Source organism: Lactobacillus sp. UMNPBX19 (assembly GCF_002553805.1).
Classification (GTDB): Bacteria; Bacillota; Bacilli; order Lactobacillales; family Lactobacillaceae; genus Lactobacillus.
Genome location: NZ_PCYR01000011.1, coordinates 30,329 through 56,219 on the forward strand (window position 1 = coordinate 30,329; position 25,891 = coordinate 56,219).

A 25,891-nucleotide genomic window follows, 5' to 3' on the forward strand; every position below is an offset into this window, starting at 1 on the left:
ATATGTCAAAACATAAAACTGAATCGGCTGAATCTTTTGGTCACTGGCTCCTACAAGTATTTATTTTAGCAATTATAATTATTGGATTATATTTAGTTGTATTTCGATTTTTACTTGCTAATGAAACTATCAGTGGACCATCGATGCAGCCAGCTTTTGAAAATAATGACCGAGTTATTGCAGTACGGCATTCTAAACTTTCTCGGGGAGATATTGTAATATTAAAAGCACCAGATGAACCCGGCGCCCTATATATTAAAAGAATTATTGGGGTGCCTGGAGACAGCATTAAATCAAAAAATGATGTAATGTATATTAATGGGAAGCCAATTAAAGAACCATATTTGACTGAGTACAAGAAAAAGCTTTCCAAAGGTCAGCTTTATACTAACAATTTTAGTTTGGAACAACTTTATCATGTAAAACGCGTTCCTAAAAATTGTTACTTTGTAATGGGTGATCACCGCAATGTCTCTAAAGATTCCCGAATGATTGGATTTATCAAGAGACAAGATATTATTGGTGAGGTAAAATTACGGTATTTCCCATTTAATCAAATAAATTGGTACTAATATATTTTAGAAAGTGTGAAGAAGAGAATGAGTCCTGAAGAATTATCCGATGCAATTATTGAATTTGAAGTTAAGAATAATGTCAATGACACTGCTCTTGCTTTTTCAAGTCATCTTTCCGTTGAAAAACTCCATGCAATGAAAACTGGAGAAGCTAAATATACCGTAGAAGAAGCTGAACAAGTTTTAGATTATATTCAAGCTAACTCTTAATTTAATTATTCAATAATAGACAAAAAGGAATAAGGTTTTGGTAAAAATGATATGAACCCAAAATCTTATTCCTTTTTCTTATATCCGTGCTTCATGATACTTATTCAGTAGAATAATATTCACTAAAACTAAAATTATATCTACACCTAGAACTATAAATAAAGTTAAGTAATTACTCGTTAGGTCTGATCTTACATCAATGGCATCCTTACTTAAAGTAGTTAGAAACATTCCATTTTGTAAAAAGCCAGTTAGTGAGGCCAAAATAAAATCGTAAGTATTAATCAAAAATATTAAGCCAATACAACCTAATAAAACCACGACTAAGAAATAAACTAACTTACTTATTCTTTCAGGAAGAAAATCACTAACTATTTTTCCCGTAAAATTAACGAGACTCACAGCAAGATAAATGAATATACCAATTAGGACTATCAAAACAATGCCAGACAATAAATCCATTATGTGCATCTCGTGCCATAGCTTTACTTCACCGATTGAACCAAAGTTTTTAAAAGTAGTCTTCCAAAATTCATTTGTTCCCATTACAGGTATTCCTGAAACGAGGATCATACCTATTTGCAAAATCACTAAATAGACACCATTAACAACAGCTGATAAAAGATTGGCAAATAGTAAAGAACTTTCTTTAATTGGAGCTAATCGCCAAGTTTGAGACGAATAGACTTCCTCATTTTTTCGACTCGAAAGAGCTAAGTAGGCCATATCAAATAGTGGCGTGATCATCAGAAAAGCTACTAAGAAATAAGCCTTACTCTCACCCTCAAAAGCTGAATTAAAGAGTGCCCAAAAACCTAAAAGAATTCCAACAACTACTTGTAAAATTGCTAATCGGCGGACCAGGCGTATTTTGCTTTTAGTCAATTCTTTAAATATTGATGAAAAAGTTGCCATATATTCTTACCTTCCTTCGTGGAAGTTCTTTAAAAGCCAAACATTAATTGATCCTAAAATAATATCAATAAACGCCAAGACTAAATTATTCTCTATAAATGACATTAGACTATTAGTAGTGTCACCCCAACGGACTTGATTTAATAAACTTCCTAGATTACTGGTCAAAACAATAAAGACAAAGATCAAAATAATCATAATGACAAAACGAATTAATTTACTATGCTTATCAGGAAGAAAGTCAGTAATGGTTCTACTTGATAGATTGAGCAAAGTCACAATGCTATAAACCAAAATTGCAAATAATATAAAGGCTAAAAATGCACTTAGTATTTCTCCAATTGGAAAAGCATCAGAAAATTTTTGCCAAAAGTCGCCCGCATGAGTTTCTTTAGCAAGGGCCCGGTTAATTTCCCAAATATTAGTTCTAACATCTTTACTTAAGAATGCCGGTAAAAATGTAACAATTCCCATTCCAATTTGAATTAATACCAAGTAAAGTCCATTAACAATAGCAGAAGAAATATTTGCTAAGTAAAATTTACTTGAGGAAATTGGAACTAAACGCCAAGTCTGAGAGCTATACTCTTTTTCATTTTGCCAAGCAGAGAGAACTACATAGGCCATATCAGCTAATGGCGCAAAAGTACATACCATGACAAACCACGCAATCGGTTTATCTGAATTTGAAAATCTACCATTAGAAAAAAGTCCCCAAAGTGCAAAAATAGATGCAGCTACTAATTGCAACAGAGCTAACAGATAAACACTCCGACGCTTCTTTTTACCCATTTGATTAAATAGTGCTTTAAAAGTAGTCATCCTTATTCAGCTCCTTCATCTGCGTATAAGCTTTCATAATACTCTTCAATACTTTTTCCGTGTGCTCTTATATCATCTGCTGAAAGATGACTGGCAATTTTTTTATCCTTTACAATTACTACTTCATCTAAAATTGTTGTAATTTCATTTACAAAGTGATCAGAAATAATAATTGTACTGTCTGGATTCTTCCAAAGTAAGATTGAATTGATGATTCTCTTTCGAGCCATTGGATCAATACCAGAAAATGGTTCATCCAGTAAATACAACTTAGTTTCTCTACTTAAAGTAACAGCAATTTCAAGTTTTTCACGCATTCCTCGTGATAATTGCCCTAACTTCATATCATTGCTAAGCTTCATGAATGAACGTAATTGCTCGAATTTACTACTGTCAAAATCTGAAAATAATTTTTGATAGAATTCTTCTACTTCCCCAATTTTAGTAGAATCACTCAATCCTTTTAAGTTGTCAGTCATGGCAATATTAGCTTTACGGTAAACTTCACTACCATCCCCATTGAGCAGTACTTCACCTTGATAATGCTTAGCAATACCAACAATCACTCTCATTAACGTTGTCTTACCAGCACCATTTTCACCTAGTAAGGCAATAATCTTTCCTGAATCAACATCTAAGTTCACATTATCAAGAATAGTTTTTAAGTTTTTTCGATATGTTAATTCTTTTACTTCAAGTAGTTTATTCATTTTAATCTCCCTTCTCCTCAATAAACTTTTTAAGCTCTTCCAGCGTCTTTTCTGGGGTTAAGCCTAATTGTGCAGTACTTTCTAAAAATTCACTCATTGTATCCTTAATCAGCTCTCTACGCTTTTGTAAAATCAACTCTGTATCTGTTGTTACAAACGAACCAAGTCCGCGCCTAACCTCTAAAATTCCCTCGGTATTCATTTGATTCAAAGCACGCTGAACCGTATTGACATTTACTGTTAGATCAACAGCTAATTGGCGAACGGAGGGAACTTTTTCTCCCGGCTTAATTTTCCCTAAAGCGATTTGTCGATAAAGATACTTTTCAATTTGAACATAAATTGGAATATTATCTTGAAATTGCAATCTTTACGCCTCTTTACTAGTGTACGGTTTATCTATTACACTGATATAATACCAATATACTTTTTCAAATACAAGCTATAATTTTGTTTCACGATTTATAAAATATACTTTTTAATAAAAAATAGTAGATAAAAATGCTATTATTTCAAGCATTTTATCTACTATTTAGCAGATTAATAGTATCAGTGTAAAACTATTTTTAATTTTTAATTAATTTAATATCATTGATAAATAAGTGTTTTTATCCATTCAAGCAATCATAAAAAATAGAAAATTTAATCAAAATTGCTTAAAAATTGTTTCACTTATTACTTCTTATTTCTCTCAACGTTTAATTGATTAATCTTACGCAAGACGTCTACGGCTTTCCACATACTCTCGAGCACAGTGTATTCATAGCGTCCATGCATATTTTCTTCACCAGCAAAAAGATTTGGACAAGGTAGACCCATATAAGTTAATTGAGAACCGTCTGTTCCCCCGCGAACTGGATCTTCATTAACAGTAAGACCTTCAGCCTTGTAAGCATCCCTAGCTAAATCAACAATCTCCATGTGCTTTTCTAACTCATCAGCCATGTTGTAATATTGATCCCACATCTTAAGTTTAATTCTTTCGGTACCGAACTCGTCATTCATCTTTTTAACGATGTCTTTAACTAGATTCTTTCTCTTTTCAAGACCATCACGTTCAAAGTCACGAATGATGTAGTCCATATGTGCTGAATCGACTGTTCCATCAAAATTCATCAAGTGGAAAAAACCTTCACGACCTTCAGTATGTTCTGGACGATCATGTTCAGGCAATTGATTATGGAAATCAATCCCCACTTGAATAGCATTAATCATTTGCCCCTTAGCAACGGCTGGGTGAACATTAACACCTTGAATATCTAAGCCAAATTGCGCTGCTGAAAAAGTACCCCAGTCGAGTTTTCCTGGTGCTTCACCATCAACAGTATAGGCAAAATCCGCACCAAATTCTTCAACATCAAAGTGCTCTGCACCAGTTCCAATTTCTTCATCGGGAGTAAATGCCAACTTAATTTCGCCGTGCTTTTCTTCGGGATGCTCCATTAAGTATTCCGCAAAAGTCATTAATTCAGAAATACCACACTTATCGTCTCCGCCAAGTAAAGTATCACCAGAAGCAGAAATAATAGTTTGGCCCTTATAATTCCTTAAATGAGGAAAGACTTCTGGGTCTAAATAAAATTCAGTATCTCCCAATTGAATCTTAGATTCACCATCATAGTTTTCAGTAATTTGCGGCTTAACATCGACCGAATTAAAGTCTGCTGTATCACAGTGAGCTAACAAACCAAAAGTAGGTACTTCATAATCAATATTTGAAGGGATAGTCGCAATTACACATCCACTTTTTTGATTATAGTGAACATCTTTAAGACCTAGTTCTTCTAAGTCTTTCATGATTACATTTTTTTGAAAGTTTTCTTCTCTTTCAGTTGATGGGAAACGATCTGAATGTTCATCAGAGCGTGAATTCACCTTAACGTATTTTAAAAATCTAGGTAGTAAATTTGGATATTCTGCCATTTTTGTCCTCCTAAAATAAATCTTGAAATGGGTTAGTTGATACCTCTGAAATTACTACAGGTACATTCCAATTATAATCCTGATTCCACTTTTCAAGTCGGTTGCCAACCTTATATTTAAAAAGTTTTTCAGTGTAGTGTCCTGGATCGACTACTGTTAAGCCTGAAGAGATCATATCGTGACCAACATGATAGTATACATCTCCGGTTATAAATGCATCGACTCCATCAATTAGAGCTTGATGCCAGAACTTACCACCATCTCCGCAAATAAAGGCTACAGTTGAGATCACCCTATCATTATCAGCAGTAATCAGTCTTGCCATTGGAATTTGCATCTTGTCTTTAACATAATAGGCAAATTCCTTAGCTGTCATTTTCTTAGGTAATTTACCCTTTCTACCAATAGCAATTCCATCAGTATCTAAGGCAAAAGGTTCAACCTCTTCTAAGCCTAATTCTTCAGCTTGCCAATCCGCTGAGCCGTTTTGAGCCTTGTCAGAATTGGTATGAATTGAATATACCGTAATTCCATTAGCGATTAATTTACCATACATGGCATTTTGAGGATCAGCAAAATCAAGATTCTTAGCTGGTCTAAACATAACTGGATGGTGGCTAATGATGAGGTCAACACCTTTTTCAATTGCTTCATCTACCACTTGGGGACGAACGTCTAAGGTAGTCATGACCTTGGTAACCTCTGCATCCATTGATCCAATCTGCATCCCAACTGGATCACCTTCAGAAGCAATTTCTTCAGGAAAGTCTTTTTTTAAGCGAGTTACAATATCTGCTACTTTTGTCATTTTAGTACTTCCTTAATCATTTCAATCAAATCATCTATCTGACTAATTTTAGCTTCATCTTTATTTTTAGCCTTATTTAAATTAGCTTTGAGATTTTCATAGTAATTAAGTTGCTTAGTCCATTTTTTAATAAAAACTGGATTCTTTTCTTTTAATAAAAATGGGCCAAATTCTAATTCTTGATCAGATAAATTATGTTTAGCCTCAGTTAACTTAGCCTTGATTATTTCATAAATGTGGCTAGCTACTTCGATAATTTTTTCTTCTACTATCTCATACTGATGATCAACGAGCCATTTTCTGACTAAAGGCTCACCTATATTAGCTTCTAAAATTAACGTAGGATAGATCTTTCCCTCTTGATGAGCCGTTTCTAACAAATTAGTCATGAGCTTTCCACCCATTCCAGCAATTACGACTGTATCAATTTGATCGCTGCTCTTTAAAGTCTCTAATCCAGAACCTAATCGTGTCTCAATCTTATCTTCTAGGCCTGCTTGTGCAATATCTTGTTTCGCATTATCTAATGGGCCAGCTGCAACATCACTTGCAATTGCAAAATCTATTTTTCCTTCTTCTACTAATGCAATTGGTAAATATGCATGGTCAGTTCCAATATCTGCTACTCGACTTTGTGGATCAACCATTTTACCAATTTGAGCTAGTCTTTCTTCTAACACACTCTCACCTCTTATTAAAAATTTTAGCATAGATAGTCAAAAACTTACTTGAAAAAATTTTTAATCATAAAAAAGCAATAAAGGCTAAATCAATCCTTTATTGCTAAAAATTCAATTATATTTACTTGTTAATAATGATATCTGATGGCTTAACATCATCACCAAAGTAAGGTTTTAATTCTTGGTTGTAGTCATTAACAAAGAAGCCATCCTTGTTAAACTTATTAATGTGCTTATTGGTCCAGTCAAGAAGTGACTTATTACCTTTCTTAACAGCAGGAGCAATGTATGAATTTGGTCCTAAGTGCTTGATACCAACAGTATACTTAGGATTGCTCTTTACCCAAGCATATAAGTAAGAGTTGTCATCAGCTAAAGCTGCAGCACGACCATTCTTCATTGCGTTAAATTGTTGAGTCTTAGAATCAAATTTCAAAAGATCAACATCTGGTTGCTTACTAGTGAAGTAATTTTCAGCAGTAGTACCCTTAGTTACAATCACCTTTTTACCCTTCAATTGGTTCACATTAGTAATTGGCTTAGACTTAGGTGAAACAACACCAACTGATACTTTCATGTATGGCTTAGCAAAATCTACAACTTGCTTTCTTTCTGAAGTAACAGTGAAGTTGGCTAAAACAATATCAGCTTTGTTTGCATTCAAAGTATCAACACGGTTATTAGCGTTTACTTGAACAAACTTAACTTTAACACCCATTTCTTTAGCTAATTCACGAGCCAAGCGAACATCATATCCAACGCGCTTACCATCCTTATTAACCCAACCATATGGTGGTAAATCGCCAAATACGGCAACCTTTAAAGTGCCACGTTTCTTAATTGCAGCAACCGAGCTAGGGTTATTGCTTGAAGAATTACTGCTTGAATTATTTGAGCAAGCAGTTAAAGTCACAGCTCCAACAGCTAAAATTCCAACAGCAGCAATTAACTTTTTAATAAATTTATGTTTCTTCATTTTTTCTCTTCCTAAAATTCCATACTCTCTAAAAATTCTTCTGCTCTCTTTTTTTTGGGATGCTCAAAGAATTCTTTTCCTGGTGTGTCTTCTACAATGGTTCCATTTTCTAAGAATAAGACTTGATCAGCAATCTGCTTGGCAAAGTTCATCTCGTGAGTAACGATGATCATGGTCATATGATCTTCATCAGATAACTGCTTGATTAATTCTAGTACCCCTCTAACCATTTCTGGATCAAGAGAAGCAGTAACTTCATCAAATAGCATTAAATCAGGATGAAGAGCTAATGCACGAACAATTGCAATTCTCTGTTTTTGACCACCAGATAATTGTCGTGGATATGAATTTGCATACTGCTCTAAATGCACTCTTTTTAATAGAGCTTTTGCTTCTTTTTCAACCTCAGCCTTAGGTCTCTTCTGTACTTTCACTGGACCAAGCAAGATATTTTCTAAGACTGTCATATTTGGAAAAAGATCATAACTCTGAAAAACCATCCCTATTTTTTGACGGAGTTTTTGCCAATTTTTAGCATTGGGAATTATTTTATTTCCTTCAAAAACAATTGTGCCACTCTTAAATTCTTCTAAACCATTTAAACAGCGAAGTAAGGTACTTTTACCAGATCCAGACGGTCCAAGTAATGTTAACACCTCTCCCTTATTTAGAGAAAAAGAAATATCATGTAATACTTGCTTATTTCCATAAAACTTGTTTAAATCTTCAACTTCTAATATTTTTTCAGTCATCCCTTACGCCTCGTTTCTCTTACTCAATCGTTTTGCCCAAAGTGATAAAGGATAATCAACGATGAAGTATAAGAAGAAAATCAATCCATATACCCAAAAAACACCGTTAGGATTAGTTTGATTATTTGCTTCAACAATTTGTTGTCCAACATTGATAACATCCATAACACTGATCATCATCAATAAAGAGGTTGTTTTAATTACTCTTGTAGCTAAATTAATTGTTGCAGGTAATTCTAATTGAAAAGCTTGCGGCAATAAGACATAGATAAATAATTGCCACTTGTTTAAGCCAAGAGCCAAGCCTGATTCCCGTTGAATTTTTGGTACCGAAATCAACGCCCCACGAACAATATCACTAAATTCAGCTGAAACCCATAAAGCAAATGCAATCACTGCCATAACGGATGCCGGCCAATTCAAATTAAATTGTCTAGGCAAAATATAATAGAACAAGAATAATAACACCACAGTAGGCACTATTCTGAAGAATTCTAGATATATTCTAAAAATCACTTTTACTAAGCGACTTTTCGATGTTCTTAAAACACCAAATAATGCCCCTAGTGCCAAGCCAATTATTAAAGAAAGAACTGCAATCCAAACACTTGTCCAGAGACCACCCAGCAAACGGGTAAAGTTTCTTCCTTCGAATAAAACATTAATCCCCGAATGTCCCATAGCGAACTCTCCTTTCAAGCCAAGTTAATAATAAAGATAGTGGAATTAAAATTATTGCATACGCAATCACTAAGACAAATAGATATTCATTTGAATGGTAGTACAAACCAATCAAATCTAATGCTGTATTAGTTAATTCCGGAATAGCAATTACTGAAAAAATTGATGTTTCCTTAATTAAGAAAATAATATTTGCGGCAATCGCTGGAACACTTAAGGCAAAGCCTTGTGGAAAGACTACATAACGGGCTAATTGCCATTTTGACATTCCAATTGCTTCACCAGATTCAATTTGATTTTTACTAATTCCATCAAATCCACCAGTAAATCCTTCCGCCATATAAGCTCCACCTAAAAATACTAAACCGATCAAACCACAAGTAATGGCGCTCATCTTTAATCCAATTACTGGAAAAGCATAGTATAAGAAGAAAAGCTGAATTAATAGTGGTGTATTTCTTGCAAGCTCAACATATGCACTGACGATCTTATCAATTACAGGAACATGAAAATACTGAATCAAGCTACAACAGATCCCAACCACCATCGCTCCAATAATTCCCACAAAGGACATCCAGACTGTTACCTGGAAGCCTTTGACAAATTGTGGCAGACTTTGCTGAATAATTGCCCAACTCATATTTTCCCTTCTTTCCAAAAATAAGTAACTGGTAATATTATAGACTTACTTTAAATCAGTTACAATAGGTAAGTATATTACTTTCTTATATACTACTATTCATTTTTGTCATAGTAAAAAAACCTTGAGGCAATATTGCTATTACCACAAGGTTTTTAATGTTAACTCTTATCCTAGTCTAAGAAGTCTTTTAATTGATTTGAACGACTTGGGTGACGTAACTTACGCAAAGCCTTAGCTTCAATCTGTCTGATACGTTCACGAGTTACTCCAAATACTTTACCGACTTCCTCTAGAGTACGAGTACGTCCATCATCAAGACCAAAACGTAAACGTAAAACATTCTCTTCACGATCGGTTAAAGTATCAAGTACTTCTTCAAGTTGTTCTTTTAACAATTCATATGAAGCATGTTGTTCAGGACTAGTTGCATCCTTATCCTCGATAAAGTCACCTAGATGAGAATCATCTTCTTCACCAATTGGTGTTTCAAGAGAAACTGGTTCTTGTGCAATCTTCAAGATTTCACGAACCTTATCAGTTGGCATATCCATTTCGGCACCAATTTCTTCTGGAGTTGGTTCTCTTCCCAAATCTTGCAAAAGTTGTCTTTGAATTCTGATCAACTTATTAATTGTTTCAACCATGTGAACTGGAATACGAATTGTTCTAGCTTGGTCAGCAATTGCACGAGTAATTGCTTGTCTAATCCACCAAGTTGCATAAGTTGAAAACTTAAATCCTAAACGATAGTCGAATTTGTCAACGGCCTTCATCAAGCCCATATTACCTTCTTGAATTAAGTCTAAGAAAGACATACCACGACCAACATAACGTTTAGCAATAGAAACTACCAAACGTAAGTTAGCTTCGGCCAATTCTTGCTTAGCTTCTTCATCGCCTGATTCAATTCTCTTAGCTAAGGCAATTTCTTGATCGGCATTTAATAATGAAACACGTCCAATTTCCTTCAAATACATCCGGACTGGATCGTTCATTCTTACGCTTGAAGGTGCTGACATATCTTTTAATTCAGCCTTCTCAACGTCTTTTTGCTTTTTTAAAGCTAATTTTGAAGGTTCACCATTTTCATCAACAATACTAATTCCATTATCTTCAAATTCTTGAACTAGTTGATCTACCGCTTTTCCTTGAAGATCATATGGCTTAATTAGTTGAGCAGTAAATTCTTTTTCAGTAATTTGTTTGTCTTTTTTAACTTCCTTAACAACTTCCTTGACCTTTTTATCAAGTGTCATTGTTGTTTCTTCGGTAGTCTTACTCTCTGCCATGTAAAAAAGCCCCCTCTAAAACTTCTTTCTTCTTAACGCAATTACTTTTTGCGCTATTTCAAGCTCTAAACTATTATCTTGTTTTCTTTGAGCATCCTTCAATTGATTAAGCAAATCATTTAATTGCTGATCAATCTTATTTTTTTCCAATGCCCGCAATTGATCATCTAATTCACGCTTAGAATAATCTGGAGGCATTGAAATCATCTCCATATTAATAATTATACCTTGAAGTTCTTCAGGAATAAAATCAATGAAGCCAGTAACCTCTGCCCCTTCATGGGTTTGATGGTACTTTAACCAAAATTCTGCTAATTTTGCATAACGTTCATCTGGAAACAAGAATTGCTGACTCAATAAGTAATCCCTTGCTTCATCACTATGTATGAATAGGTAAAGCAAGCGATCAAGAGCAGGATTCCTTGTCTCAAGGTCAATGCCTGCTTGCTCTTCTTTCGGCTCACTAGGCTGATCTATTGGAAGTGATTTAGGAGCTTGATAAGCTTGCTGATGATTCTTTGCGCGCTGTAATTTACGTCTTTCACGCACAAAAGTTACTTTTAATGATTCACGAGTAACTCCAGTTTGGCGTGCTAATTTATCAAGATACAAATCTGCCGCAACTGGGTCATTCAGGCCAGCAATCATTTGTACACTAGCCGTAATATATCCTAGCTTCTCTCGATCATTATGTAAATTATATTGATTAGCTAGTCTTTCGAGTAGGAAATCCATCGAGCTAAGCGCACCAGCAACCTCTGCCTGATACTTTTCAACTCCATATTTCTTTACATACTCATCTGGATCGAGATTTTCAGGCAAAACAATTATTCCTAAATTGAATCCTTGTACTTGCCCAAATAACTTCGTTGCTCTTTCAGCAGCATGAATGCCGGGCGGATCTCCATCATAGTTAATTAAGATATTGGGAGTGATTCGTCTCAGCATATATACTTGTTCTGTGGTTAAGCTTGTTCCCATCGAAGCAACACCAGACTGAATACCAGCCTTATAAGCAGCAATTACATCCATATATCCTTCGTAAAGAATTAAATGTTTTTCACTTCTTGCCGCTTTTTTTGCTTCAGCAAAGTGAAACAGTAATTTAGATTTATTAAAAATTTTGGTTTCCGGGCTATTCATATATTTAGCAATAGTTTTATCATTACTAATTCGTCGACCCGAAAATCCTACTGTATAACCTGATTCATCCCCTAAAGGAAACATTAATCGATCACGAAAACGATCAAATAATTGCCCATCTTGCGATTCTACAAATAAACCACTTTCTCGCAGTTCAGCATCTGTATAACCTTCTTGACGAAGATAAGTTAACAAAATTGTATCGTTATCAGGCGCATAGCCCACCTTAAAATGCTCTAATAAGTCACTGGTTAATTCACGTTTTTGAGCATATTCAAGTGCTCTTTCACCAACTTTAGTTGTTAGCAAAATATGTTGGTAAAATTCTGTTGCTTGCCGATACATCTTCTTTAACGGGCTAAGTGGCTTTACCGCTTCGCCGTAGCCTTCTGGCATATGAAGATGGGCCAATTCAGCAACTTTTCTTACACTTTCAGGAAAAGTTAGATGATCCTGATACATTAAGAATTTAAATACGTTTCCGCCTTTACCACATCCAAAGCACTTGAAAAACTGCTTTCCTTCATTAACAGTAAAAGAAGGCGTTTTTTCTTGATGGAAGGGGCAAAGTCCTAAATAATCTTTACCTTTTTTTTCTAAAGAGACATATTGACTTATTACATCCACAATATCGACAGAGTTTCTAACTTCATCGATAAATTGTTCAGGAATACGTCCTGCCATCAATGGATCATCCCAATCAATTATTATTTAATTACTAATTTACTTAAGTCACCCATTCGATCAGCTAAGTTATTAATCTTTAATAATTGAGCCAAACGATTATTCTTTACCTTTTCATCCTTATCGAGAATCATATTACTTTCAAAGTAATTATTAATTACCGGTTGTAATTCTACAAAGCCTTTATAAAGATCGGCAATACTTAAATCAGTACTTTCCTCTAATGCCTTTACACCAGCATATAATTCTTCTTCACTAACATCTTGGAAAAGACTTTCATCAATGTCATTAGCATTTCTATATTTTGCTTTCTTCAAAATATTAGTAATTCTAGTCAAACTTTCAACTACTGGCTTGAAGTCAGCATCATCATGATGCATTTGCAAGGTCTTAGCAGCAGCCAAAATTTGAATTGGATCTTGTTGACTAGATGCAAGAACAGCGTCAATTACATCATAGTCATACTTTTCAACTTGTAATTGTTGCTTTACACGATCACGAATAAAGTCGGCAATTTCATTTTCAGCTTCAGCATCCTTAGGTAACTTAGCTGCGGTCTTACCTGATAGTAATTGAATCAATTCTGGTAAAACATCCTTAATAGGAAGTGACCAGCCTTCGTTCAATAAGATTCTTACAATTCCGTATGCGTTTCTTCTTAATGCATATGGGTCATTAGATGAGGAGGGGATCATTCCTGCACCAAAGAATGAAATGATTGTATCAAGTTTATCTGCAATCGAAAGTAAGGAACCTACAGTAGTACTTGGTAAGTCGCCTTCAGCACTAGTTGGCATGTAACTTTCTTTAATTGCCACACTAACATTTTCATTTTCACCAATTAAGCGTGCATAATGCATTCCCATAACACCTTGTAATTCAGCAAATTCACCGACCATTGAAGTAACAAGGTCAAATTTGTAGATATCACTAACTCGGTCAAAGTCTTTCATTTCAATATCTGAAACATTAAACTTCTTACCAAGGTAATCCCCAATAATTTGAACACGTGCCATATGTTCAGCTACTGAACCAATCTTATCATGGAAAGAAACATTCTTAAGCTTATCAACGAAATGAGCTAGTGGATACTTCTTATCTTCATCATAGAAGAATTGAGCATCATCTAAACGAGCAACAAGAACTTTTTCATTACCAGCGATAACATTGTCTAAGTATTCACTATTTCCATTTCTAACTGAAATGAAATGATTAATTAATTTGCCGTTTTCATCATAGACTTCAAAATATCTTTGATTATCTTTCATTGAAGTAATTAATACTTCATCAGGGATGTTCAAGTATTTTTCATCAAAAGAACCAGCAAATACAGTTGGATATTCAACTAAATTAGTAACTTCTTCAAGTAAACCCTTGTCAATATTAACTTTCCAGTTATGTTGAGCAACGAGTTCTTGTATTTGGTTAAGAATCATACCCTTACGTTCATCAGCATTGGCAATTACGTATTGACTCTTTAATGCTTCTTCATAGTCATCAGCGTTAGCTAATACAACACTGTCACCTAAGAAACGATGACCTTGAGTTTTACGACCAGCTACCACATCTAGTAACTTAACTGGCACTACTTCACTACCAAGTAAAGAAACCATCCAATGAATTGGACGTACAAATTCGAAGTCGTAGCTACCCCAGCGCATCTTAGTTGGAAAGGTCATTGCTTTAACAATATCACTCATTCCCATTAAAATATCGGAAGCTTTTTTACCTTCTTTTTGAACATGAACATAAGCATATTCAGTACCCTTAAGCTCTTCAAAGTAAATGTCATCAGTAGTCATTCCTTGACCACGGACAAATCCTTGAGCAGCTTTTGTCCAATTGCCATCTTTATCTTGAGCAATCTTCTTAGCTGGGCCCTTTTTCACTTCATCAATATCTTCTTGTTTTTCAGCTAAATCTTCAACTAAAATCGTTAAACGACGTGGAGTTGAATAAGTCTTAATATCTTTAAAGGATAAACCATTTTCCTTTAAATACTTTTTAGTACGATCAGCTAATTGCTTAACACTTTTAGAAACAACGTGAGCTGGCATTTCTTCAGTGCCAATTTCAAATAAATAATCTTTAGTCATTGTTTTGCCCCGCTTTCTTAGTTTCTTCTTGGTGCTTTAATAATGGGAAGCCACGTTTTTCACGCTCTTCGACAAATCCCTTAGCAGCAAGATGAGCTAAGTTTCTAATTCTTGATAAGTACCCAGCTCTTTCAGTAACTGAAACTGCACCACGTGCATCAAGCAAGTTAAAGGTATGACTACATTTTAAGATGTAATCGTAAGCTGGATGAATTAGATTTTGACTCAACAAACGTTTAGCAGTAGCTTCGTAAATATCAAAGAACTTAAGTAATTGTTCTTGATCACTTTCTTCAAAAGCATACTTAGAATGTTCATATTCTGGTTGTTTGAAGATATCACGATACTTAACTCCATCACCCCATTCAAGATCAAAGACTGAATTTACATCTTGAATGTAAGAAGCAAGACGTTCTACACCATAAGTAATTTCACTCATAGTTGGTTTAACATCAAGTTCTCCAACTACTTGGAAGTAAGTAAATTGAGAAACTTCCATTCCATCAAGCCATACTTCCCAACCAACACCGGCACAACCCATAGATGGGTTTGCCCAGTTATCTTCAACAAATCGAATATCGTGTTCAAGAGGTTCAATACCTAATACTCTTAAACTATCTAAATAGTATTGTTGAATGTCCTTTGGTGCAGGCTTAATAACTACTTGGAATTGGTGGTGTTGGTATAAACGATTAGGGTTATCACCATATCGACCATCGGCAGGTCTTCTTGAAGGTTCAACATAACAAGCTGCCCAAGGTTCTGGTCCAACAGCACGTAAAAATGTATATGGACTCATTGTCCCGGCACCTTTTTGTTCATCATATGAAGGCATAATCATACAACCTTTAGAGGCCCAGAACTGTTCCAATTTAAAAATCATATCCTGGATATTCAGTTTTTCTGACATCTATCTCTCTCCTCACAACATAGGCATAAAAAAAGCCTATGCAAAAATTGCATAGGGACGATTTACTTCGCGGTTCCACCCTAATTCAGGAAAATATTCTTCCTGCCCTTAATTAACAACTTTGACTAAAAGGTGCCTTTTCCCAAATGCACTTCCACCATTCTGCACTCGCTGTATTGGTACTTTTCTATTCCTTTATAGTTGTCAAAATACGTATCCATTTTATCATCTTTTATAAAAAAAGACTAGTAAGAAAACCTCACTAGTCTTTAAACGAATATAAAAAGTCAACAGCTAAAAAAGCGCCAATTCATCAAGAAATTTTTTAGTTTTTAAATTAAGATCCAGATAGTTAACGTACATCCGATCGATCACCTTGCCAGAGTCCTTTTTTAATTGCGGATTAATTTTTATTTTCCCTAAACGATCAATATCAACTAAAGCTAGAGTACGAATCAAGGCTACTATTTTAGGATCTAGATGCATCCTTTGACTGACACTATTAAAGTGATCACTACAAATAATTCCACCTAATTCCATCGAGTAGTCAAACACACCTTGTACTTTACCACAAATTAGACAACGATCTAATTGTGGCGCTACTCCATATGCATTAAGCAACTTCAGTTGTACCATCTGGGTAATAATTGCCGCATCTTCTCCTGAATTTATCTTCAGCAACGCTTTCATAATCAAATCATAAAAACTTCCAATATCTTTATACTCAACAAAAGCATGGTCAAGCAAGTCTAAAACATAACTCGAATACGCATTCTTAGTTAAATCTAAATATAACTGGTCCAACTGCTTTACATCCTTGAAAGTCCGCAGCGTACTGATTCCCTTCCAATTTGTATTTACAATATACTTTCCATAAGAGAAGTTAAGGGTTGCAGCTCCTAATCTGGACTTTGGTCTCAGTGCTCCTCTTACATCAATTGTAAAAATACCATGATCTTTAGTCATGATCTTGGTTAGAACATCAGCTTCTTTATATTTTTTTCTTTTAAAAATTAATCCTTGAACTTCACAAAGTTCACGTGCCATCTATCTTAATTCCTTAACGTTGTAGCCAATAGATTTAAGAAAGACAGGATCAGAACGCCAATTCTTTTGAACCTTGACCCATAGGCGTAAATTAACCTTTTCACCTAATAAAGCTTCAATTTCCTGACGTGCAGCAATTCCAATCTGCTTCAACATTTGACCTTTCTTGCCGATAATAATACCCTTTTGACCGGGACGCTCAACATAAATTGTAGCCTCAACTTGAAGCTTGCCACCTTCATGATCCCGCATTCGGTCAACTACCACGGCCGTAGCATGCGGAACTTCTTCATGAGTGAGCTTCAAAACCTGCTCGCGAATTAATTCAGCTACAATAAAATATTCTGGACGGTCAGTCAATTGGTCTGCATCATAAAATTGCGGACCTTCTGGCAAATATTTAGCAATTGTTTTAATCAACTCGGAAACATTGTTTCCTTGTGAAGCAGAAATTGGAACAATTTCAGCAAAATCGCCTAGATTCTTATATGAATCTATAATAGATAATAACTCATCTGGGTGGACTTTATCAATCTTATTTATCACTAAAAATACAGGCTTTTTAATTTTCTTAAGAAGTTCAGCAATATATTGGTCTCCCTTACCTGCTGGTTCAGGTTCAACCATAAATAAAACCACATCTACTTCATCTAAAGCAGAGTAACTTGACTTATCCATAAAGTCATCTAATTTATTTTTTGGCTTATGAATTCCCGGAGTATCAATAAAAACTATTTGCTCCTGATCATCAGTATAAATACCTGAAATTTTATTTCTAGTGGTTTGTGGTTGTGGGGACATAATTGCCACTTTTTGCCCCACTAAATAATTCAAGAGAGTTGATTTACCAACATTAGGTCTACCAATTAAAGCTACAAAACCTGATTTAAAGTCTTTTTTTTCATCCATCATTGTTACATCCTTTTTATTTAAGTTTTAATGAATTTGCTTTCCATGATTTTCTTGATCAGGATGAAGCGGAAGTCCATATTCACGTAAAACTTTACCTTGGATACCAAACATAATCTTGGCTTCATCATCTTCGATATGATCATAACCATTTAAGTGAAGGTATCCATGAACTAGTGTATAACCAAACTCCCGATTAAATCCAGTTTCATACTCTACACTATGTCTTTTGATAACTTCAGGGCAAAGAAATAAATCCCCAATATCTTCTACAAAATCAGGATCGTCACTAAAAGCACTCATAAAGTCCTCATCTAATCCATCTTCAATTGCAAAAGAAATTACATCAGTAGGGCGATCTTTACCGCGGTATTTTTTATTAATTTCATGGATTTTTTCGGAAGAAACAAAGTTAATACTCATTTCTTGAGCATTCTCTTTATGAATTTCTTTTTTTGCTGATAATAATAAGTTGCTAATCCATGAAATCCAATCTTTATCGCTATCTTTTAAGAAAGTAACTTCATCATTAAAAGAAATATCTAAATTATTCAACTCTTAGTGTCCCTCTTCTTCATATGCTCTAACAATTTTGGCCACAACGGGATGACGAACAACATCATTAAAAGTAAAGTTAATGAATTTTACTTGCTCAATATTCTGTAAAATATGTTCAGCTTGTAATAATCCACTCTTTGCTTTTCCTGGTAAGTCAATTTGAGTCTGGTCTCCATTGACAACCATTTTAGAATTAAATCCTAATCTTGTTAAAAACATCTTCATTTGTGCATGTGTTGTATTTTGTGCTTCATCTAGAATTACAAAAGCATCATCCAAAGTTCTACCACGCATATACGCTAGCGGAGCCACTTCAATAACCCCGCGTTCCATTAAACGGTTGGTTGGCTCTACACCTAAAATAGCATATAAAGAATCATAGATTGGTCTTAAATATGGATCAACTTTTTCTTTTAAATCACCTGGAAGAAATCCTAATGATTCACCTGCTTCTACCGCTGGTCTAGTCAAAATAATCCGGGATATTTCTCCTTTTTTAAAGGCCGCAATCGCCATAACTACGGCTAGAAAAGTTTTTCCTGTACCAGCTGGTCCAATTCCAAAAACGACATCATATTTTTGAATAGCTTCAATATAGCGTTTTTGTCCCATATTCTTAACGCGAACTGGACGACCTTTAGCATCCCTAATTAGAATTTTATTATATAATTCTCCAAAAAATTCTAAAGTTCCCTTATCTGCCATCTTAATTGCGCTAACAACATCAGTTGCAGTAATAGTAACTCCACGGGTAACAACCTTATCTAAAGCAGTAAAAATTTGCATAATTTTCTTAACAATGCTTTCTTCTCCGGTTACTTCGATTTCACTACCAGTATCAGTTACCTGCACATCATAAGATTCTTCAATTAAACGCAAATTTGCATCGTTAATTCCAACTAAATTCATGATTGTTTCTGGTTTAGTTGGTGTAAATGTCGCTTCTATAGTTTGTCCCACTTAAAATCCTCCGTTTAATAAAAGCTATTAGTTAAGCTTTTTACCAACAATTGAAGAAGCTGCTTTACCATCAGCCTTACCCTTAATTTTTGGCATTAAAGCTTGCATAACTTTACCAAAATCTTTTTTAGAACTTGCTCCAACTTCTTTAATTGTTTCTTCAACAGTTTCTTCAAGTTCTTCCTTAGACATTTGCTTTGGCATGTATTTTTCAATTAATTTCATTTCATTCTTTGTTTGATTAATTAAATCATCTCTGCCAGCCTTGGTAAATTCTTCTAAAGATTCTTTTCGTTGTTTAAGAGCGCTGGACAAAACTGTTAATTCATCATCACTAGTTAGATCGTGTCCCACTTTAATTTTATAATTCATTATTGCAGCCTTAAGCGAGCGAATTGTAGTTAAAGCTTCCTTATCTTTGGCTTTCATAGCTGTTTTCATATCTTGCATTAAAGTATCATTTAGTGACATTGTATTTAATTCTCCTCTTTAATCAAAATTTACACAGTCTATTTTAAACTTTTTATATAAAAAAAGCTCTTGATAGAAGAATTTTCTACCAGGAGCTTTTTCTATATTAATAATGTCTACGCTTACGAGCAGCTTCGGATTTTAACTTTCTCTTAACGCTTGGTTTTTCGTAGAATTCACGCTTGCGGTATTCTTGCAAGGTACCACTTCTAGAAACGGAACGTTTGAAACGACGAAGAGCATCATCAATAGACTCGTTTTCGTGAACGATTGTCTTAGCCATGTGAGATCCCTCCTTCCATTTCTTGGCACACAAATATGTGCCACAACAATATAGTTAAATTATAGCTAAACGAGAAAAAACGGTCAATAGTCGATTAACATTTTTCTTACTTATTTTGGTATAATTTAGATAATTAATGAGGTGAAATATATGACTGAAGAAAAAAAAGAAAATCAAAAAATTGTTAATCTAATTATTATTTCTGACTCTGTTGGTGATACAGCTTTCAATATGGTACAAGCTGGTGCGGTGCAATATCCAAATGTTAAGTTTAACTACCGCCGCTACCCTTTTATTACCAATAAGGAAAAACTAGAAAAAGTTTTTAGTGAAATCACAGAATTTGAAAATGTATTAATTGCCTTCACTTTGATTCATGAAGATGAACAATTGGCCGTAATTAAATTTGCACGTGAACATAATATGAAATACGTCGACTTACTTTCTGGCGTAATTGACAACATTCATGCTTTAACTGGTGAAGAACCTAAACATGAAATCGGTGCTGTTCACCACATGGGTCAAAATTACTTTGATAGAATTTCTGCAATGGAATTTGCTGTTATGTATGATGATGGGAAAGATCCAAAAGGTTTCTTAGAAGCTGACGTTGTTTTACTTGGTGTTTCTAGAACTTCTAAGACTCCACTTTCTTTATTCTTAGCTAACAAGAATCTTAAGGTCGCTAATTTACCACTTGTACCTCAAACCCATATTCCAGATGAGATCTATAAGATTAATCCTAAAAAAATCATTGGTTTAACAAATGATCCATCTGTTTTGAATGAAATCAGACGTCAAAGAATGATAGCCTATGGTTTAAATCCAGATACAACTTATTCTAATATGGATTCTATCAATACAGAACTTGAGGCAGCTAATAAACTTTATAAGAAACTTGGTTGCTATGTAATTAACGTTGCTCATCGTTCAATTGAAGAAACAGCAGCACTAATTTTAGAACACCTCGGTATTAATGACTACGCTAAGTAACAAATAAAATTAAATATTTTAAAAAGATCTTTCATTAAATTTTGAAAGATCTTTTTTATGCCTCTATTTATTTTTCGTCATATCCAAAATGTTTTTTAGCTTGATCACTCATCTTTTCTGGACTCCAAACTGGGTACCAAACAAACTCAACATCAACATTTTTGACTTCAGGAACCTTCATAACTGCTGCAGTAACCAATTCAATTAATACTTCTGTTAAAGGACAAGCTGGAGTGGTTAAAGTCATATTAATCAGACAAATTCCATCTTCATCTAAATCAATCTCGTAAACTAGTCCTAGATTAACAATATCTACCCCTAACTCTGGGTCTATGACAGTTGCTAGTTGAGTGATAATATTTTGCTTAATTTCTTCACTAGTCCGCATTCTAAACATCTTTTCCAAAAATTCTAGCCTTAATAGCCTGTCCTGTTGGAGTGCCTGCTAATCCGCCAATCCCAGTTTCTCTTAATGATACTGGCATTTGATGACCAACTTTTTTCATAGCATCAATACACTCATCAGCCGGGATAACACTGGTACATCCAGCTAGTGCCATATCAGCCGCAATTAGTGCGTTGCCTGCTCCAATAGCATTTCTTTTTACGCAGGGTACTTCTACTAGTCCTGCTATTGGATCACATACTAGTCCCAATAAATTAGACATCGCAATCGCTAAAGCTTGAGAGCTTTGCGCGGGCGTACCACCGGCTATTTCTACAGCTGCTGCTGCACCCATTGCAGAAGCTGAACCTACTTCTGCTTGGCAGCCACCTGTTGCACCAGCAATTTCCGCATTATTTCCAATAACTAATCCCATTCCTCCTGCAGTAAAGAGAAAGCGAATCATTTGCTCTTCATTTAAGTCTAGCTTTTTTTCAAGCATAAATAAAATGCCTGGCAGTGTGCCAGAAGAGCCAGCTGTTGGAGTTGCACAAATGACGCCCATCGCAGCATTTACTTCATTTGTCGCTACGGCATTTTGCACAGCTTCCATCATAAAATCACCAGAAAGAGTATGTCCTTTTTCACGATAATTCTTTATTTTAATCGCTTCACCACCTGTTAAGCCAGTATGAGAAAATACTCCTTTACCAGTACTTCCCTTACTAACCGCAGCACGCATGGTTTCAAGATTATATTTCATTTTATTCCATACTTTTTCTCTAGATAGACCTGATAATTTGCATTCTTGTTCAATTATTAATTCTGAAATAGGTTTTTCTGTTTTTTCAGCGTCTGCAACAATTTCTTTAATATGATTGTACATTAGTTTCTCATTTCATAAACAAACAATGTTTTTATATTTTTTCTTGAGTTCTCCAATTAAAGAAGGCTTAAAATAGTTTTGAATATCATATTCATAAATGTAATAGTCCGGGCTTTTATATATTCTGCTCTCATTAAAGGGTGCCTTTTGTTGTAAAAAAGAAGTTAAGGATCTTTGATTTTTTATTTTTCTTTCTGGGTCAATCAATAGAACAATTGGTAACGTGCCGCTTGGATCAACCACAATATCATGGATTACTAGGCGTCGAATTTCGATTGCCCCACCACCAATGGAACAGCCTGCCAACTGAACTTTTTTATGACCATCAGTCATATCTAAAATCGCCGTATTTGGGTGATGAATCGGGCTTTCTCCCTTTTCTTCTACAAATCTAATATCAACGCCGCGCTTACGTGCAATTTCTGGAGCTTTTGGTACTCGTAAGTCAGAAGTAGTAAAGCCTAAAATTCCTGCTGCAATTGCATAATCAGTACCATGTCCACGATGAGTTTGAGCAAAAGAGCCATAATAATGAACAGTAACCTTTTTAGGTATTCCCCCAAAAAGTTTATTTCCTTCTCTGCCAATTGCTACTGCACCAGCTGTATGTGAACTAGAGGGTCCAATCATAACTGGACCAATGATATCAAAAACACTTTTAAAACGATTTTCCATCTTAGATTCCCTACATAAAAATATTTTTAAAGAAAAACGACCATTTCCTTTGTTGTATAAAGTGAAATAATCGTTTTCTAGTAACATCTAAACTGGCGTCTGTTCCTTGAATCTTCCATATACCTTCGAAACTTCGCTTAAACTCATAAAGGCATACGGATCATTATTTAAGACAATATTATAAATGTCATACATATCATATTTATCAATTACCATTAATAAGACTGTCTTTTCAGTATGACTATACGCACCCTCTGCATCATGTAAAATCGTAATCCCACGATGCATCTTAGCCTGAATTCCATCAATAATATGTTTAGGATGTTCCGTTACGATTAAGACCTGCATCTTTTGATGTTGATTATAAACGGCATCTATTACCTTACCATTAACAAAGATGTTCAAAGCCGTATATAGAGCTCGAGTCCATCCAAATACAAAACCGGCACAGATTACGATAATTAGGTTAAAAAAGATATTTATTTGACCAAAACTTTTACCAGTTTTCTTCCGTAAGATAATCCCTAAGACATCTAATCCACCAGTAGAAATACCTGATTTTAAAGCTATTCCAGTACCAACCCCGTTAATTACACCACCAAAAATCGCACAAATAATTGGATCATAGCTCATCTTAATTGGAGCAATAATTTTCATCATGATAGATGCCAATAAAACTGCAATTAAAGTAAAAATCGTAAAACGGTGGCCAATTTTAAACCATCCTAAAATAAATAATGGGATATTTAGTACAAAATACATTACTGATGTAGCTAATGTAAATGGCAAATATCGTTCTGATACCGACTGCAAAATTTGGGCAAAACCGGTAATTCCAGAAGCATAAATTTTACCAGGTTGCCAGAAGAAGTTTAAGGCGATAGCAACGGCTAAAGCATAAAACAAAGCTGCTGATAACTTTGAAATTAAAATATGGCGTCGCGAAAGCCTTTCTAATGTACTCATAATTTTCCTCTTTTACTATGTTTATAACGTATCTAGTGTAAAGATATTTATAGTTAAAAACAAGTCTATTTTTTCCAATGTTCTTTGATAAATTGTTCTCTTCCTCCGGCTTCTTCTAGAGCATAGCGAGCTGGATCTTTTTTATAGAAATCTTGATGGTAATCTTCAGCCAAATAGAAAGGCGTTGCTGGTTCAATACGGGTTACAATTGGATCTGAAAACTTATTTGAATCTGCTAAAGATTTACGTGATTGTTCAGCAATTTCTTTTTGTTTAGGTGAATTATAGTAAATAACTGGTTGATATTGACTACCGCGATCTTGAAACTGTCCCATAGCATCAGTTGGATCAGTAACTTGCCAATAAATATTAACTAAATCCTCATAAGATAGTTTATTTGGATCATAAGTAATGCGAACCGCCTCAGTATGCCCAGTTAATCCCGTACAAACTTGTTCATAAGTAGGGTTTGGCACGACCCCACCCGTATAACCTGATTCGACCTTTATGACACCAGGATATGTATCGAAAGGAGCAACCATGCACCAAAAGCACCCACCAGCAAAGATAGCTGTGTCATAGTGCGAATTTTTATTGTTATCAAGGGATTTAACGTCTTTCATTTTATTAGCACTTCTTTCTAAATTCGAATAATTATGGATTATTTTCACTATATTTCCACTATTTTTATTTTCTTTAATTGTTTACCATATAATAACTTATAGTAAATCACACAACTTATTTTAGTTTTTTTTATCATTTCTTTCTATTAATACAGTAATAAATATCTACACAATTTTTATTCTGCTCAATTTTAGACATAATAAACATTCTAAGCTAAATAGTGAATTAGTTATCCGACGGGATAATTGATTCACTATTTTTATTCTCTTGTAGAATTTAAGTAGTAGTAAAACTATATGTCATCGGGGCTTTAGACACTTGATGTCGCATAATAAACTGGCAGTTTCGCTTGAGTTTTCAGGAGTCTCTTCGAAGAATGTGGACACTTAGATGTCGAGTTTAGAAAATTAGATCTGATTTCTTAAGTAAATACGTTTTACTACTAAGTTTTGGAGGTTTTTATTATGCAAGTTACTTTTGGAATTGATGTAAGCAAGTCTACTTCTACTGTTTGTGAACTAATTGGTGAAAGCAAAAATGAACTAACCATTACTAATAATCGTCCTGGTTTTATTCAATTGCTTCATGAATTAACCGCTTTTTCTAAACATCCGCAAATTATTTTTGAAGCTACCGGTGTTTATTCACGCAGACTGCAGGCTTTTCTTGAAGACTACGGCTATGATTATGTAATTCTTAATCCTCTTAAAGCTAAAAAAGAAATGGATATGGGACTACGTCATAATAAGACTGATAAAACTGATGCTTATCATTTAGCCTTAATTCAAAGACTATATCATCATCCAATTAATCAACTTCAATCTCAAACTTATAAGCAGCTTAATTCATTGAGTCGTTTCTATGACCAGTTAACAGCTGACTTAGTAATGGCTAAAAATAGACTTCATCAAGCTTTACAATCGACTTTTCCTGAAATCGAAAATCTATTTTCTTCTGCTAAAGGTAAAAATTACTGGCAAATAATTGTGCGATATCCTCATTGTGACTTAGTAAGAAGAGAAGATAAAAAACAGCTTATTAACTGGTTAATGAGCTTAAAGGGGATTGCTTTTAAACACGCTCTAAGGACTGCAGATAAATTAATTGAATTAGCTTATCAAGCTTATCCAGTTGTATCTTGCTCTAGCATAGAAGTCGAGCAAGTGCAGTATTATGCACACAGATTGCTTAATTTAAGTGATCAAAGAGAAAATTTAATCGCAAGAATGGTTAAGTTAGCGAAGTCTTTGCCTAATTATGATTTAGAAAACCTAGAAAGCATTCCAGGCTTTGCACAGACCACTGCAGTCAGAGTTT

Annotated in this window: 30 protein-coding genes; 4 read left to right on the forward strand and 26 right to left on the reverse strand. The window is 34.6% G+C overall.

Translation table 11 applies throughout. The features are described from left to right. The first annotated feature begins 2 nt into the window (after window positions 1-2). Window positions 3-572 (forward strand): signal peptidase I, encoded by a 570-nt coding sequence (gene lepB, locus CP370_RS04720; protein WP_087713047.1) that lies wholly within the window; start codon window positions 3-5, stop codon window positions 570-572. A gap of 27 nt (window positions 573-599) precedes the next feature. Further along, window positions 600-785 (forward strand): LBP_cg2779 family protein, encoded by a 186-nt coding sequence (locus CP370_RS04725; protein WP_004895065.1) that lies wholly within the window; start codon window positions 600-602, stop codon window positions 783-785. Window positions 786-863: 78 nt separating this feature from the next. On the opposite strand, the gene CP370_RS04730 is transcribed toward CP370_RS04725, so the two are convergent. From CP370_RS04730 to rpsU, 21 genes are all read right to left on the reverse strand, one after another. Next, a complete protein-coding gene (locus CP370_RS04730; protein ID WP_087713048.1) occupies window positions 864-1,700 on the reverse strand; it encodes an ABC transporter permease in 837 nt (278 codons plus the stop codon). 6 nt (window positions 1,701-1,706) lie between these two features. Further along, window positions 1,707-2,522: an ABC transporter permease gene (locus CP370_RS04735; protein WP_087713049.1), complete on the reverse strand. Its 816-nt coding sequence runs from the start codon at window positions 2,520-2,522 to the stop codon at window positions 1,707-1,709. A gap of 2 nt (window positions 2,523-2,524) precedes the next feature. Beyond that, the gene (locus CP370_RS04740) at window positions 2,525-3,232 is read right to left on the reverse strand and encodes an ABC transporter ATP-binding protein (RefSeq protein WP_087284994.1); all 708 of its coding nucleotides are present in this window, start codon (window positions 3,230-3,232) and stop codon (window positions 2,525-2,527) included. A gap of 1 nt (window position 3,233) precedes the next feature. Next, entirely contained in the window at window positions 3,234-3,599 is a 366-nt protein-coding gene (locus CP370_RS04745) for a GntR family transcriptional regulator (protein WP_087284995.1), read from the reverse strand. Between the two features lie 308 nt (window positions 3,600-3,907). After that, entirely contained in the window at window positions 3,908-5,155 is a 1,248-nt protein-coding gene (pepT, locus tag CP370_RS04750) for a peptidase T (RefSeq protein WP_087713050.1), read from the reverse strand. Window positions 5,156-5,165: 10 nt separating this feature from the next. After that, window positions 5,166-5,963, reverse strand: coding sequence for a Nif3-like dinuclear metal center hexameric protein (locus tag CP370_RS04755; RefSeq protein WP_087713051.1), 798 nt, complete (start codon window positions 5,961-5,963; stop codon window positions 5,166-5,168). After that, the gene (locus tag CP370_RS04760; protein WP_087713052.1) at window positions 5,960-6,673 is read right to left on the reverse strand and encodes a class I SAM-dependent methyltransferase; all 714 of its coding nucleotides are present in this window, start codon (window positions 6,671-6,673) and stop codon (window positions 5,960-5,962) included. The genes CP370_RS04755 and CP370_RS04760 overlap by 4 nt, the downstream gene beginning before the upstream one ends. Before the next feature lie 91 nt (window positions 6,674-6,764). Next, window positions 6,765-7,619, reverse strand: coding sequence for a transporter substrate-binding domain-containing protein (locus CP370_RS04765; protein ID WP_087713053.1), 855 nt, complete (start codon window positions 7,617-7,619; stop codon window positions 6,765-6,767). An 11-nt stretch (window positions 7,620-7,630) separates the two neighbouring features. Beyond that, window positions 7,631-8,371: an amino acid ABC transporter ATP-binding protein gene (locus CP370_RS04770; RefSeq protein ID WP_087713054.1), complete on the reverse strand. Its 741-nt coding sequence runs from the start codon at window positions 8,369-8,371 to the stop codon at window positions 7,631-7,633. 3 nt (window positions 8,372-8,374) lie between these two features. Continuing rightward, window positions 8,375-9,052: an amino acid ABC transporter permease gene (locus tag CP370_RS04775; protein WP_004897208.1), complete on the reverse strand. Its 678-nt coding sequence runs from the start codon at window positions 9,050-9,052 to the stop codon at window positions 8,375-8,377. Then, a complete protein-coding gene (locus CP370_RS04780) occupies window positions 9,033-9,692 on the reverse strand; it encodes an amino acid ABC transporter permease (RefSeq protein ID WP_004895089.1) in 660 nt (219 codons plus the stop codon). Before CP370_RS04780 ends, CP370_RS04775 begins: the two co-directional genes overlap by 20 nt. Before the next feature lie 173 nt (window positions 9,693-9,865). Continuing rightward, the gene (gene rpoD / locus CP370_RS04785; protein WP_012846066.1) at window positions 9,866-10,984 is read right to left on the reverse strand and encodes an RNA polymerase sigma factor RpoD; all 1,119 of its coding nucleotides are present in this window, start codon (window positions 10,982-10,984) and stop codon (window positions 9,866-9,868) included. Window positions 10,985-10,999: 15 nt separating this feature from the next. Further along, window positions 11,000-12,811, reverse strand: coding sequence for a DNA primase (gene dnaG / locus CP370_RS04790; protein WP_087713055.1), 1,812 nt, complete (start codon window positions 12,809-12,811; stop codon window positions 11,000-11,002). A 23-nt stretch (window positions 12,812-12,834) separates the two neighbouring features. Then, window positions 12,835-14,907 (reverse strand): glycine--tRNA ligase subunit beta, encoded by a 2,073-nt coding sequence (gene glyS, locus CP370_RS04795; protein ID WP_087713056.1) that lies wholly within the window; start codon window positions 14,905-14,907, stop codon window positions 12,835-12,837. Further along, window positions 14,900-15,817, reverse strand: a complete 918-nt coding sequence (gene glyQ, locus CP370_RS04800) for a glycine--tRNA ligase subunit alpha (protein WP_004895097.1) — start codon at window positions 15,815-15,817, stop codon at window positions 14,900-14,902. The genes glyS and glyQ overlap by 8 nt, the downstream gene beginning before the upstream one ends. A 294-nt stretch (window positions 15,818-16,111) precedes the next feature. Continuing rightward, window positions 16,112-16,864, reverse strand: a complete 753-nt coding sequence (gene recO, locus CP370_RS04805; protein WP_087713057.1) for a DNA repair protein RecO — start codon at window positions 16,862-16,864, stop codon at window positions 16,112-16,114. After that, window positions 16,865-17,776, reverse strand: coding sequence for a GTPase Era (era, locus tag CP370_RS04810; RefSeq protein ID WP_004895100.1), 912 nt, complete (start codon window positions 17,774-17,776; stop codon window positions 16,865-16,867). It lies immediately after the preceding gene. A gap of 24 nt (window positions 17,777-17,800) precedes the next feature. Continuing rightward, window positions 17,801-18,328: an rRNA maturation RNase YbeY gene (gene ybeY / locus CP370_RS04815; RefSeq protein WP_012846062.1), complete on the reverse strand. Its 528-nt coding sequence runs from the start codon at window positions 18,326-18,328 to the stop codon at window positions 17,801-17,803. A gap of 3 nt (window positions 18,329-18,331) precedes the next feature. Further along, a complete protein-coding gene (locus CP370_RS04820) occupies window positions 18,332-19,240 on the reverse strand; it encodes a PhoH family protein (RefSeq protein ID WP_369821760.1) in 909 nt (302 codons plus the stop codon). 78 nt (window positions 19,241-19,318) lie between these two features. Continuing rightward, window positions 19,319-19,762: a GatB/YqeY domain-containing protein gene (locus tag CP370_RS04825; protein WP_023599527.1), complete on the reverse strand. Its 444-nt coding sequence runs from the start codon at window positions 19,760-19,762 to the stop codon at window positions 19,319-19,321. Between the two features lie 106 nt (window positions 19,763-19,868). Next, the gene (gene rpsU / locus CP370_RS04830) at window positions 19,869-20,045 is read right to left on the reverse strand and encodes a 30S ribosomal protein S21 (RefSeq protein ID WP_003647180.1); all 177 of its coding nucleotides are present in this window, start codon (window positions 20,043-20,045) and stop codon (window positions 19,869-19,871) included. A 150-nt stretch (window positions 20,046-20,195) separates the two neighbouring features. Between rpsU and CP370_RS04835 the strand changes: the two genes are divergently transcribed. Beyond that, window positions 20,196-21,038: a pyruvate, water dikinase regulatory protein gene (locus CP370_RS04835; RefSeq protein WP_012846061.1), complete on the forward strand. Its 843-nt coding sequence runs from the start codon at window positions 20,196-20,198 to the stop codon at window positions 21,036-21,038. Between the two features lie 67 nt (window positions 21,039-21,105). On the opposite strand, the gene CP370_RS04840 is transcribed toward CP370_RS04835, so the two are convergent. The 5 genes from CP370_RS04840 to msrA form a co-directional block, all read right to left on the reverse strand. Continuing rightward, the gene (locus CP370_RS04840) at window positions 21,106-21,426 is read right to left on the reverse strand and encodes a metal-sulfur cluster assembly factor (protein WP_087713457.1); all 321 of its coding nucleotides are present in this window, start codon (window positions 21,424-21,426) and stop codon (window positions 21,106-21,108) included. Between the two features lies 1 nt (window position 21,427). Continuing rightward, window positions 21,428-22,309 (reverse strand): L-serine ammonia-lyase, iron-sulfur-dependent, subunit alpha, encoded by an 882-nt coding sequence (gene sdaAA, locus CP370_RS04845; protein ID WP_004895117.1) that lies wholly within the window; start codon window positions 22,307-22,309, stop codon window positions 21,428-21,430. A 12-nt stretch (window positions 22,310-22,321) separates the two neighbouring features. Next, window positions 22,322-22,984 (reverse strand): serine dehydratase beta chain, encoded by a 663-nt coding sequence (locus CP370_RS04850; protein ID WP_087713059.1) that lies wholly within the window; start codon window positions 22,982-22,984, stop codon window positions 22,322-22,324. 87 nt (window positions 22,985-23,071) lie between these two features. Further along, window positions 23,072-23,950, reverse strand: coding sequence for a YitT family protein (locus CP370_RS04855; protein ID WP_011162146.1), 879 nt, complete (start codon window positions 23,948-23,950; stop codon window positions 23,072-23,074). Window positions 23,951-24,015: 65 nt separating this feature from the next. Then, window positions 24,016-24,573 (reverse strand): peptide-methionine (S)-S-oxide reductase MsrA, encoded by a 558-nt coding sequence (gene msrA, locus CP370_RS04860; protein WP_087713060.1) that lies wholly within the window; start codon window positions 24,571-24,573, stop codon window positions 24,016-24,018. A gap of 465 nt (window positions 24,574-25,038) precedes the next feature. On the opposite strand from msrA, the gene CP370_RS04865 reads away from it, so the two are divergent. After that, the coding region (locus CP370_RS04865) for a transposase (protein WP_098046668.1) at window positions 25,039-25,891 on the forward strand (853 nt) is incomplete at its 3' end.

Bases quoted from the DNA above. Each gene is read 5' to 3' on its own strand.
- rpsU (WP_003647180.1), bottom strand. From the start codon at position 20,045: ATGGCTAAGACAATCGTTCACGAAAACGAGTCTATTGATGATGCTCTT.
- dnaG (WP_087713055.1), bottom strand. From the start codon at position 12,811: ATGGCAGGACGTATTCCTGAACAATTTATCGATGAAGTTAGAAACTCT.
- CP370_RS04820 (WP_369821760.1), bottom strand. From the start codon at position 19,240: ATGAATTTAGTTGGAATTAACGATGCAAATTTGCGTTTAATTGAAGAA.
- CP370_RS04775 (WP_004897208.1), bottom strand. From the start codon at position 9,052: ATGGGACATTCGGGGATTAATGTTTTATTCGAAGGAAGAAACTTTACC.
- glyQ (WP_004895097.1), bottom strand. From the start codon at position 15,817: ATGTCAGAAAAACTGAATATCCAGGATATGATTTTTAAATTGGAACAG.
- CP370_RS04780 (WP_004895089.1), bottom strand. From the start codon at position 9,692: ATGAGTTGGGCAATTATTCAGCAAAGTCTGCCACAATTTGTCAAAGGC.
- CP370_RS04730 (WP_087713048.1), bottom strand. From the start codon at position 1,700: ATGGCAACTTTTTCATCAATATTTAAAGAATTGACTAAAAGCAAAATA.
- CP370_RS04760 (WP_087713052.1), bottom strand. From the start codon at position 6,673: ATGCTAAAATTTTTAATAAGAGGTGAGAGTGTGTTAGAAGAAAGACTA.
- lepB (WP_087713047.1), top strand. From the start codon at position 3: ATGTCAAAACATAAAACTGAATCGGCTGAATCTTTTGGTCACTGGCTC.
- era (WP_004895100.1), bottom strand. From the start codon at position 17,776: ATGATGGATGAAAAAAAAGACTTTAAATCAGGTTTTGTAGCTTTAATT.
- CP370_RS04735 (WP_087713049.1), bottom strand. From the start codon at position 2,522: ATGACTACTTTTAAAGCACTATTTAATCAAATGGGTAAAAAGAAGCGT.
- glyS (WP_087713056.1), bottom strand. From the start codon at position 14,907: ATGACTAAAGATTATTTATTTGAAATTGGCACTGAAGAAATGCCAGCT.
- CP370_RS04740 (WP_087284994.1), bottom strand. From the start codon at position 3,232: ATGAATAAACTACTTGAAGTAAAAGAATTAACATATCGAAAAAACTTA.
- CP370_RS04765 (WP_087713053.1), bottom strand. From the start codon at position 7,619: ATGAAGAAACATAAATTTATTAAAAAGTTAATTGCTGCTGTTGGAATT.
- pepT (WP_087713050.1), bottom strand. From the start codon at position 5,155: ATGGCAGAATATCCAAATTTACTACCTAGATTTTTAAAATACGTTAAG.
- rpoD (WP_012846066.1), bottom strand. From the start codon at position 10,984: ATGGCAGAGAGTAAGACTACCGAAGAAACAACAATGACACTTGATAAA.
- CP370_RS04835 (WP_012846061.1), top strand. From the start codon at position 20,196: ATGACTGAAGAAAAAAAAGAAAATCAAAAAATTGTTAATCTAATTATT.
- msrA (WP_087713060.1), bottom strand. From the start codon at position 24,573: ATGAAAGACGTTAAATCCCTTGATAACAATAAAAATTCGCACTATGAC.
- CP370_RS04725 (WP_004895065.1), top strand. From the start codon at position 600: ATGAGTCCTGAAGAATTATCCGATGCAATTATTGAATTTGAAGTTAAG.
- CP370_RS04850 (WP_087713059.1), bottom strand. From the start codon at position 22,984: ATGGAAAATCGTTTTAAAAGTGTTTTTGATATCATTGGTCCAGTTATG.
- CP370_RS04755 (WP_087713051.1), bottom strand. From the start codon at position 5,963: ATGACAAAAGTAGCAGATATTGTAACTCGCTTAAAAAAAGACTTTCCT.
- CP370_RS04770 (WP_087713054.1), bottom strand. From the start codon at position 8,371: ATGACTGAAAAAATATTAGAAGTTGAAGATTTAAACAAGTTTTATGGA.
- CP370_RS04825 (WP_023599527.1), bottom strand. From the start codon at position 19,762: ATGTCACTAAATGATACTTTAATGCAAGATATGAAAACAGCTATGAAA.
- CP370_RS04855 (WP_011162146.1), bottom strand. From the start codon at position 23,950: ATGAGTACATTAGAAAGGCTTTCGCGACGCCATATTTTAATTTCAAAG.
- recO (WP_087713057.1), bottom strand. From the start codon at position 16,864: ATGGCACGTGAACTTTGTGAAGTTCAAGGATTAATTTTTAAAAGAAAA.
- sdaAA (WP_004895117.1), bottom strand. From the start codon at position 22,309: ATGTACAATCATATTAAAGAAATTGTTGCAGACGCTGAAAAAACAGAA.
- CP370_RS04840 (WP_087713457.1), bottom strand. From the start codon at position 21,426: ATGCGGACTAGTGAAGAAATTAAGCAAAATATTATCACTCAACTAGCA.